The 8,969-nt window shown below is 45.4% G+C and carries 10 protein-coding genes; 6 read left to right on the forward strand and 4 right to left on the reverse strand.

Features of this window, described 5'->3' with window-relative positions:
* Window positions 1-87 precede the first annotated feature (87 nt).
* The gene (locus tag ACE04G_RS23175; protein ID WP_449004826.1) at window positions 88-900 is read right to left on the reverse strand and encodes an AAA family ATPase; all 813 of its coding nucleotides are present in this window, start codon (window positions 898-900) and stop codon (window positions 88-90) included.
* A 344-nt stretch (window positions 901-1,244) separates the two neighbouring features.
* Between ACE04G_RS23175 and ACE04G_RS23180 the strand changes: the two genes are divergently transcribed.
* Window positions 1,245-1,397: a DUF1540 domain-containing protein gene (locus tag ACE04G_RS23180; RefSeq protein WP_076209985.1), complete on the forward strand. Its 153-nt coding sequence runs from the start codon at window positions 1,245-1,247 to the stop codon at window positions 1,395-1,397.
* 202 nt (window positions 1,398-1,599) lie between these two features.
* Complete coding sequence (locus ACE04G_RS23185; RefSeq protein WP_221820416.1) at window positions 1,600-3,057, forward strand: 4-hydroxyphenylacetate 3-hydroxylase family protein; 1,458 nt, start codon at window positions 1,600-1,602, stop codon at window positions 3,055-3,057.
* A gap of 20 nt (window positions 3,058-3,077) precedes the next feature.
* On the opposite strand, the gene ACE04G_RS23190 is transcribed toward ACE04G_RS23185, so the two are convergent.
* The 3 genes from ACE04G_RS23190 to ACE04G_RS23200 are packed head-to-tail and all read right to left on the reverse strand — an operon-like array spanning window position 3,078 to window position 4,961.
* Window positions 3,078-3,644 carry a nitroreductase family protein gene (locus ACE04G_RS23190; protein ID WP_221820415.1) on the reverse strand — a complete coding sequence of 189 codons (567 nt, stop codon included), beginning with the start codon at window positions 3,642-3,644 and terminating at the stop codon, window positions 3,078-3,080.
* A gap of 52 nt (window positions 3,645-3,696) precedes the next feature.
* Window positions 3,697-4,503 carry a hypothetical protein gene (locus ACE04G_RS23195; RefSeq protein WP_221820414.1) on the reverse strand — a complete coding sequence of 269 codons (807 nt, stop codon included), beginning with the start codon at window positions 4,501-4,503 and terminating at the stop codon, window positions 3,697-3,699.
* 5 nt (window positions 4,504-4,508) lie between these two features.
* The gene (locus ACE04G_RS23200) at window positions 4,509-4,961 is read right to left on the reverse strand and encodes a flavodoxin (RefSeq protein ID WP_221820413.1); all 453 of its coding nucleotides are present in this window, start codon (window positions 4,959-4,961) and stop codon (window positions 4,509-4,511) included.
* 227 nt (window positions 4,962-5,188) lie between these two features.
* Between ACE04G_RS23200 and ACE04G_RS23205 the strand changes: the two genes are divergently transcribed.
* From ACE04G_RS23205 to ACE04G_RS23220, 4 genes are all read left to right on the forward strand, one after another.
* Window positions 5,189-6,052, forward strand: coding sequence for a class I SAM-dependent methyltransferase (locus ACE04G_RS23205; protein ID WP_017687801.1), 864 nt, complete (start codon window positions 5,189-5,191; stop codon window positions 6,050-6,052).
* Between the two features lie 2 nt (window positions 6,053-6,054).
* Window positions 6,055-6,786, forward strand: coding sequence for an RluA family pseudouridine synthase (locus ACE04G_RS23210; protein ID WP_405117795.1), 732 nt, complete (start codon window positions 6,055-6,057; stop codon window positions 6,784-6,786).
* Between the two features lie 300 nt (window positions 6,787-7,086).
* Window positions 7,087-7,431, forward strand: coding sequence for an MGMT family protein (locus tag ACE04G_RS23215; protein ID WP_221820410.1), 345 nt, complete (start codon window positions 7,087-7,089; stop codon window positions 7,429-7,431).
* 159 nt (window positions 7,432-7,590) lie between these two features.
* Complete coding sequence (locus tag ACE04G_RS23220; RefSeq protein ID WP_338539556.1) at window positions 7,591-8,919, forward strand: IS3 family transposase; 1,329 nt, start codon at window positions 7,591-7,593, stop codon at window positions 8,917-8,919.
* Window positions 8,920-8,969: the final 50 nt, after the last annotated feature.

Raw genomic sequence — 8,969 nt, forward strand, 5'->3', positions numbered from 1 at the left:
GCTAACATGACAACTAGCCCAGAACTCCATTCAGGAGACTGGGCTAGTTCAACATGTTCCTTGTTGCTTTATCCAGAATGGAAGCAATCACCACTCTAATACTCGTGGTCTGTATTCATCGTAAGCATCCGAGATCAGTTGCTTATGAAGCACACTACTGGCAATGATTGCTTTCCGTTTTGCTTTCAAAACAATCTGCTCTATATCCGCATAACTGCACCCAGTCAAGCGTTCACATATATAATCTTCCAGCCGAGTCTCCTGTTCAAATGCCCCTACCAACTTGCTGATATACAATCTGCGACTTGCATCATCTGGCATACTATAGGTCATCTTCGTATCAAACCGCCGCCAGATGGCGTGATCCAGTTGGGTTTCCAGATTCGTTGCAGCCACCAGAATGCTGTCCCCATCGAATTCGTCCAGACACTGCAACAACGTATTGACAACACGCGCCATCTCTTTCACCTCATCATTGCTCTCACGTGTTCGACCTATGGCATCAAATTCATCCAAGAATAGTACACAGGGATTAACACGTGCATATTCGAATAACTTGCGTACATTACTTCCGGTCTCCCCAAGATGACTATGAATGATTGCATCTAATCTCACAAGAACCAATGGCAGATCAAGGCGCTCCGCCAGATGTGATGCCGTTAATGTTTTACCCGTACCGGGAGGCCCGAACATGACCATTTTGTTGGGGATTGATACATCATGCTCTCTGAACTTCTCTTTCATGCCCAGAATGGTGATAAATTCATTAATGATGCGTTCATTTTCAGCGGAAAATACAATATGCTGGGCTTTATGCCTACACTCTTTTGGCGTGTAAAAAGCAGCCATATCGATCCCTTTCGCGCGGGGAATCCGGTTCATATGGTTTATTTTGCTCATGTATACACATGCTCCTTCATTTATAGTTTCGTGTAAATGTTTAGTTCAATTTATATAGAATCAATTAGACTTTTAATCGTAATTATTACTATTAAATAATAACATACTACTGCCTTTTTGCAAATATAACCACAGCACGTCCACTATTTTGCCACAGATGGGGGCATTTGGTTGCAAGCTTCAATTAAATTTGCTATTCTAAGTGTGCATCGTTGTGTATAACGCAAAAAAGCCCTCTAGATTCGTGAGAGCAACAAAATTTTCCAGATTGACAAGCGGCAACTTGTTATATCCGGATTCTTTATACCAACGACTGTAATCCATTTAAAGTGAGGTTAACAATCATGGCAAAAGACGTATTGTGTGAAGTTAATTCCTGTCGTCACTGGGCTCAAGAGAACAAATGTAATGCTTCCTCGATCTACATCGTGAGTCACAGTAACAAAGAAGCAAGTCAGTCTGCTGAAACAGACTGTAAGACTTTTGAAGTAAAATAAGTAATTTCATGTGATTCACTTAAAGGAGCCCTTACCGGTTCCTTTTTTCTTTGTCTATTGTAACAAGAATGATAATTATTATCAAGCCCTATTCTGTAAAAATCCTTCTCACCTCTTCAATGCACATTGGACAGATGACCTACGTACACTACGTAAGAAGTCAGTATGCCCATGAACGATTAGAACCAAGAGGTGAATAACAATGCCTGTTAAAAGTGGCACACAGTATCGCGAACGAATTGATGCACAGTCCGTCCCTTGTTGGTATAAAGGTAACCTTATTACTGGAAAACGCTCTGAACATGTAGCATTTGCTGGTCTAATGGAGACTCAGATGTACATGTATGATCTGCAATCTGATCCTAAATTTGCAGAAACGATGACGTATGCCTCCCCGGCAGACGGCAAACCTGTGGGCATATCCTTCCTGCCTCCAACCAGTGCCGACGATCTCCGTAAACGACGGGAAGGGATGAATATCTGGACAAACGTGCATCATGGCTTTCTTGGTCGCTCACCCGATTACATGAATACAGCCATAATGTCCTTTTACACAGGTGCCGATCTCCTGAACGAACTATCTCCCCAATATGCAGAAAATCTCAAGAATTATTATGCGTATTGCCGTGATCATGATATCACGCTATCCCATGCCTTCATTCAGCCATATGCCAGCAAAATCTCAGGGCAACTGGATGCTACTGAGGATGCTATTGCTGCAAAGGTCGTAGATCGCACCGAGGAAGGCCTCATCATTAGCGGAGCATTCATGATGGCTACACAAGCTGCCACATCGGATGAGATTTTTGTCTATCCGTCACCTTCTCCCGCCCCATTTGATGACGAAAATCCATTTGCATTCTCTTTTGCTGTCCCCAATGATCTTCCGGGAATCAGTCTGGTCTGCAGGGATACCTACGCAGCCGAATCTCACACCAACTATCCCCTGAGTTCCAGATATGAAGAAATGGACAATATCGTCATCTTTGACCGGGTGCTCGTTCCGCATGAACGGATATTTTTTGCAGGAAGTGAGGAAATGTCCTCGCGACTCTTCAGTGGTAGTAACTTTCATATTCACGCAGGTCATCAGGTATTGTGTCGTTATATTGCCAAAACAGAATTTGTTCTCGGTACAATCCAGCTTCTCACGGATACGCTGGATCTGAATACGGAAGCACATGTTGTCGAGAAAACCGCGCGTGTGTTCGCAGGTCTTGAATCGTTAAAAGCATTGGCCTTGGCCGCGGAGGCAGGTGCAATCCCAGACGGAAGAGGATTTGTATTACCTGCTCCCAAACCATTGATGGCAGCCAATCTCCTTTTTCCGAAACTTTATCCTGAGATGATTGAAATTCTGCAGCTCTTGGGTTCGAGCGGGGTGATTATGATCCCTCAGGAAGAAGAGTTTCAATCCGATATCGCTCCTTCACTGAATATATATCTGAAAGGGAACGATATGGCTTCTCACGAACGCAACGCTCTGTTCCGCCTGATCTGGGAGCTTGGGGCTGGATCATTTGGGGGCAGACAGACCCAATTCGAACGATTCTTTTTTGGCAATGTCCTTACCGTATCCAATCGGTTGTTCTCCGTCTACAACAAAGATCAGACGAATCGTCAGCTCGTTCGTGATTTTCTATTCAACACCAGCAAATAAGAGAACTAATGAATCTTTTTTTACACCAGATGGTCATAGACCGTCATCAGTTCAGAGGCTGGTCTGCTTGCATCCATATCCCGCAATGCAGGCTGGTCTCCGTAACCGATATGGAATACCCCCAGCACCTTCTCATCACTTGTCAAACCCATCAAATTCATAAACACAGGATGTTGCTGATAATCATTGATCTTCCAGACAGCATTCAAACCCTGTTCCGCAGCCAGAATACTAAAGCGTTTGCTCCAGGCTTTGGCCGGCAGAAGATCATCCTCACGGGCATTTCTAGGCGCCACAACAACCAGATGGGTAGGGATTGCTTCCGTGTATTGATATGTAGCCCAATCGCCGTAGCGATCAGCCAGATGGGGTGGATAGCTCTGTCTGACCGCTTCCAGATAAAGCTGTCGTCCTTCGCCTGCAAACAACATAAACCTCCAGGGTTCTGAACTCATTACATATAATGAAGGATCTGCTTCATCAAGCAACTTTCGTATAACCGACTGGGGTACTGGCAACGGACTGAATTCGCAAGTGCCTGCACGTCTCTTGCCGCTGCTTATATCTTGACTTAGACCGGTAGACATGGCAACTTCCCCTCCTCTATCTGCATGATATATCTTTATCCTTCAATCGCCTTCACATCAACCATGTTTTCTTCGGTTCAACGGCTTCCGTTCTCCAGCGATCCACCTCTTCGTGGATGCGCGCTTTATCACGCGTCGTAAACTGTTCTGACTCCAACACTTCTGCTTGAGGCATGCTGTCACGTATCAAGCGAATGTAGTCCATGGAACGGATCAGAGACTGGCGTCCAGGGATGTACCTAATTTTGCGTCCTTCCAACAAGCAGTATATCTCGATCATACCCGGTAATTTACCGAAGGCTTCCCAGCAGAATGCACTGACCATATGCTGAAACGCCTCAACTACGTTTGGATCGTGGACAACCATATATTTCTGAATAAGCAGCGAATCCCAGCCTTCTGGTTGCCAGGCCGCCTGAAATATCATCGACAAATGCATGGATAATGAAGGTAACTCCGTTCTCCACTGTTCAAAAAGAATGGCTGGATGCTTCAGATCATCGTTCATTGCAATGGCGAGTGACAATTCATCCGTAATCTTGTTCTTCACATCCCAGTAATGGAGAACAGATTCGAAACCATCCGCCTTTCTGGGCCACCACTTCTCAAGTAAATACTGTACGGGTACCTCTTTGCGAACATCGGGGTCGAGACTGTAAAAGGAATTGACCGCGTGACTCACCGCATATTGTACACGATGCCTCCATTGCAGTGGAGAACGCTGCTCAGACACTGGTTCAGGGCGGATGAATCGGTGTGGGCTGCGCAGCATTTCTTCCAATCTGTAATCTTCAAGCAGACGTCCAGGAAGGTCATTCCTTCCCAATGGTATCGCTGCCTGAACATTATGTCTTAACATGATCTTTAGGATACCTGTAATCCGGCAGCAGCGAAGCGTTTGCCAAAGTCACGGCATGTTTCCTTCTCCTGCTCAAGCGGACTGTATTCAATTTTCAACATCTCTGGAGATACCTCCGCCCCACGCTCTTGCAGCTTGGCAGCCGCGAGATCAACCGCTCCGCAGAACTGCTCATAAGACGTGTCACCACTACCGAACACTGCTGCTCTCTTGCCGCTCAAGTCAAGCTCATCCAACTCTTCATAGAAATCAAGGAATTCATCTGGCAACTCCCCGTCTCCCCAAGTGTAGACGCCGATCATGAATCCGTCATAGTCCAATACATCGGATGCATTACAATCCGTTACGGATTTCAGATCTGCGTCGTGACCTCCCTGTGTAATTCCTTCCACAATCAGTTCTGCAATTTCTTCTGTATTTCCCGTCATGCTTGCATAAGCCACTAACAATTTAGCCATCTATTTTTCCCTCGCTTTAGTTTGATCATGTTATATTCTCTTCATGAAGAAAGAATGAATTTTGGATTAACAAAATCATATGTGATAATGATTATCATTGTCAAATTAATTTTTTGGTTATCTTTGTTTTTCAGTATATGGTACACTCCCGTCCCCCAACTGGCGTACAAGCCCTTTTTTGTTGTACAATAGTATCCAAATGACTTTTGAAGGATGGATAAATCATTATGTACGTAGCTAAGAATTGGAAGGACTATGAAGTAATCGATACAGGAGGCGGCGAGAAACTGGAACGTTGGGGAGATGTAATTTTACGCAGACCCGATCCACAGATTATCTGGCCCCTTGAGCAAGAAACCAATGAATGGCGTCAGGTGCATGGTCACTATCATCGTAGCTCTTCCGGTGGCGGTAACTGGGATATGAAAAAGCCCATTCCCGAGCGTTGGACGATCGGATACGAAAACCTGAAATTCCACATTAAACCTACCAGCTTTAAGCACACTGGCCTGTTCCCTGAACAAGCTGCCAACTGGAGCTGGATGATGGATAAAATCTCCAATGCAGGACGCCCTATTTCTGTCTTGAACCTGTTTGCCTATACAGGTGGAGCAACGGTAGCCGCAGCTTACGCAGGCGCTTCTGTTGTGCATGTGGATGCAGCTAAAGGCATGGTTCAATGGGCCAAGGAAAATGTTCAATTATCTGGACTGGCTGATCGCCCTGTTCGTTTTATTACAGATGATGTATTCAAATTCGTACAACGGGAACAACGTCGCGGAAATCGTTACGACGCCATTATTATGGACCCTCCTTCATATGGCCGTGGCCCTAATGGAGAGACATGGAAACTGGAAGAGAACCTATATCCTTTCTTGAAGTCGTGTATGACGATCTTGTCGGATAATCCATTATTCATGCTGGTTAACTCTTACACTACGGGCATTTCCTCTACGGTTCTGCGCAACATGTTGACCATGACGATGTCTGCTCAGTACGGTGGTGACATTACTGCAGGTGAAATTGGTCTGCCAATCACACGTAGTGGTCTTGATCTGCCTTGTGGTATTCTGGGCCGTTGGGAGTCTTAATCATGTCAGAACATCGGCATGACCACGATGCGATTCCGATTCTGTTCGAAGATAACCATCTGTTAGGCATTACGAAGCCGGTCAATGTACCTACCCAGGAAGATTCATCAGGTGATCCGGATTTGCTTACATTGCTGAAGCAGGATCTGAAAGAACGATACAACAAACCTGGCAATGTGTATCTCGGGTTAGTACACCGACTTGATCGTCCTGTTGGAGGGGCAATGATTTTTGCCAAGACTTCCAAAGCAGCTTCGAGATTGTCCGAGACTGTGCGGGGACGGCATTTCCGTAAAATATACGCGGCTGTTGTACATGGCAAGTTGCCTGCACAGCAGGGAACGTTAAAACACACACTCCTGAAAGATGCACGCACAAATACCGTTACTGTTGTACCTAAAGGTACGGCTGGTGGTAAGGATGCCGTTCTGGATTACCGGGTTATTGGAGAAACAGATCGATACAGTCTCATTCATATCGAACTGCACACCGGCAGATCTCATCAGATTCGGGTGCAAATGAAAGAAATGGGCTGTCCTCTGTACGGGGATCAGAAGTACGGCGCAAGCGTGAATAAACCCGGCCAGCAGATTGCCCTATGGTCTGTGATTGCAGCTTTTCCTCATCCAGTTACCAAGGAAGAAGTTATTCTGCAATCTTTGCCTGCAAGAGAATTCCCATGGGCAGAATGGCCCGCTGCCGTGTACCAAAAGGCTTTTGGACAACCTCAATAAGTACGTGTTCAAAAAGACTGGTTTTCAGTACCGAGAAGATGGGATGAAGATAGAAATGGAGTAGCGGAGCGTAGAAAAGCTACGTGAGCAACGGACATTTCGGCTGAATTCCATATTCGATGCTTATGATGCCGATAGGCATCATTCGTAATCAAAAGCGGTTTTTTTGAACAACCTCTATAAGTGCACAGGATCAGGTTACATCTGTCCATACAACGTGTCGTTCAGATTCTGTATCTGAACGACACGTTTTTTCATATTTTCAGCTATATACCTAAGATACAGAGAGGAGACATCATAGTGACCCCATTTACCAAACAAGTCATTGCGATCATCGCAGCGATTCCTGAAGGTAAAGTGATGACTTACGGTCAGATTGCAGCCCATGCTGGAAGTCCAAGAGCCGCGAGACAAGTCGTCCGTATTCTGCACTCGATGAGCCGCAAAGAACGTCTTCCCTGGCACCGTGTCGTCAACGCAAAAGGCGAAATCTCCATAACGGACGAACACTCGCGCATGATGCAGGAAACAGAACTGATTAGCGAAGGTGTCGAGTTTCAACTGAACGGAACCATTAATCTCAAACAGTTCGGTCATGAGCCCGATCCTGTATTTCTTATCGATCCAACGATCCAGCCCGAATAATAAAAGTGCTCTCCTCCTATCACGCACACCAAAAAAAAGAGAACTCAAGCAGTTAGGGTTACCCTACACTGGTACCCATAGACTGGACACTTTGAAAAAAGGTGTGCGGACTGTGGGTACCTTTTTGTATACTGAAGAAGCAATGGAGGGGATTACATCGTGAGCAAGAAGCGATTCACAGAAGAAGAACGTGAACAGATATCAAAGAACAGATATGTAAGGAATGTTAGCGACAAAGCGATAACCTATGCAGATGAATTTAAGCAGTTATTCATTGACGAATATATGATGGGAAAGACACCTAGAGAGATCTTTGAAACTCATGGGTTTGATGTTACCGTAATTGGAATGAAACGAGTAGAACAATCTGCCGGACGTTGGAAAAAAGCCTATGACCTTGGAGGGATTATTGGGTTGTCTGACTCCCGAAAAGAAGCCTCGGGTCGCCCTTTACATAGAGAGTTATCGCAGGAAGAAATCATTGCAAAACAAGAAGCACGGATTCATCTACTCGAATCTCAAGTAGAACTGCTAAAAAAGCTAGATACGAAAGAAAGGTTGCTGGTAGCAAAGGGAATGAACCTAAGCAAGATTAAGTTGTTCGAGCTCATAAAGGAAGCCGTGGATCAAGGCTTGGAACGTATGACGGGATACCTCTGCTCATTGCTTAACGTATCTCGTTCGGGGTATTACAGCTACTTACAAGCTGCAGATTTACGTTTAGAGCGGGTCCGTTCGGATGCTGAGGCAGGGAAGCTGATTAAGAAGGCTTTCGAACGAAGGGGTTACAAGAAGGGCTCACGCTCCATCAAGATGATTCTTGAGCACGAGTTTGGTGTCATCTATAACCTAAAGAAAATCCGTAGATTGATGAAGAAATTTAACATCGTATGTCCGCACAGAAAAATCAACCCTTATAAACGCATGGCCAAAGCTACGCTGGAACACCGAACCTTACCCAATACTCTGCAGAGGGACTTCAAGAAGGGCATACCGGGTCTGGCCTTGCTTACGGATATCACGTACCTTCCATACGGCCGATCCGGGATGGCCTATTTGTCGACCATACTGGATGCCTCAACAAGTGAGGTCCTCTCTCACAATATATCCCATCGGCTGACATTAGACATTGCCACGGATACTGTTGACGCTCTCAAGAAACAGAAACGTCTAAAGCTCCAAAAGGATGCTTTCATCCACTCAGATCAGGGCAGCCATTATACCAGTCCCATCTATCAGGAGTTGTTAAAGAAGAATGGGTTAGGCCAGTCGATGTCCAGACGCGGGAACTGTTGGGACAATGCTCCCCAAGAATCGTTCTTCGGCCACATGAAGGACCATGTCGATCATCGTAGTTGCCGTTCCCTTCAAGAGTTAAAGCAAGAAATCGATCGTTACATTCGCTATTACAACAACCACAGATATCAATGGGGATTAAAAAAGATGACCCCTGTTCAATACAGGAATCATCTATTATTCGCCTCGTAAATCTTTAATGCCACTCTTTTTTTAGTGTCCTTGACACGGGGGCCAGATTA

It is taken from the genome of Paenibacillus sp. AGC31, assembly GCF_057334655.1.

What these genes read in the sequence shown, in the direction of transcription:
- ACE04G_RS23175 (WP_449004826.1), bottom strand. Translation starts at nt 900, where the DNA reads ATGAGCAAAATAAACCATATGAACCGGATTCCCCGCGCGAAAGGGATC.
- ACE04G_RS23180 (WP_076209985.1), top strand. Translation starts at nt 1,245, where the DNA reads ATGGCAAAAGACGTATTGTGTGAAGTTAATTCCTGTCGTCACTGGGCT.
- ACE04G_RS23185 (WP_221820416.1), top strand. Translation starts at nt 1,600, where the DNA reads ATGCCTGTTAAAAGTGGCACACAGTATCGCGAACGAATTGATGCACAG.
- ACE04G_RS23190 (WP_221820415.1), bottom strand. Translation starts at nt 3,644, where the DNA reads ATGTCTACCGGTCTAAGTCAAGATATAAGCAGCGGCAAGAGACGTGCA.
- ACE04G_RS23195 (WP_221820414.1), bottom strand. Translation starts at nt 4,503, where the DNA reads ATGTTAAGACATAATGTTCAGGCAGCGATACCATTGGGAAGGAATGAC.
- ACE04G_RS23200 (WP_221820413.1), bottom strand. Translation starts at nt 4,961, where the DNA reads ATGGCTAAATTGTTAGTGGCTTATGCAAGCATGACGGGAAATACAGAA.
- ACE04G_RS23205 (WP_017687801.1), top strand. Translation starts at nt 5,189, where the DNA reads ATGTACGTAGCTAAGAATTGGAAGGACTATGAAGTAATCGATACAGGA.
- ACE04G_RS23210 (WP_405117795.1), top strand. Translation starts at nt 6,055, where the DNA reads ATGTCAGAACATCGGCATGACCACGATGCGATTCCGATTCTGTTCGAA.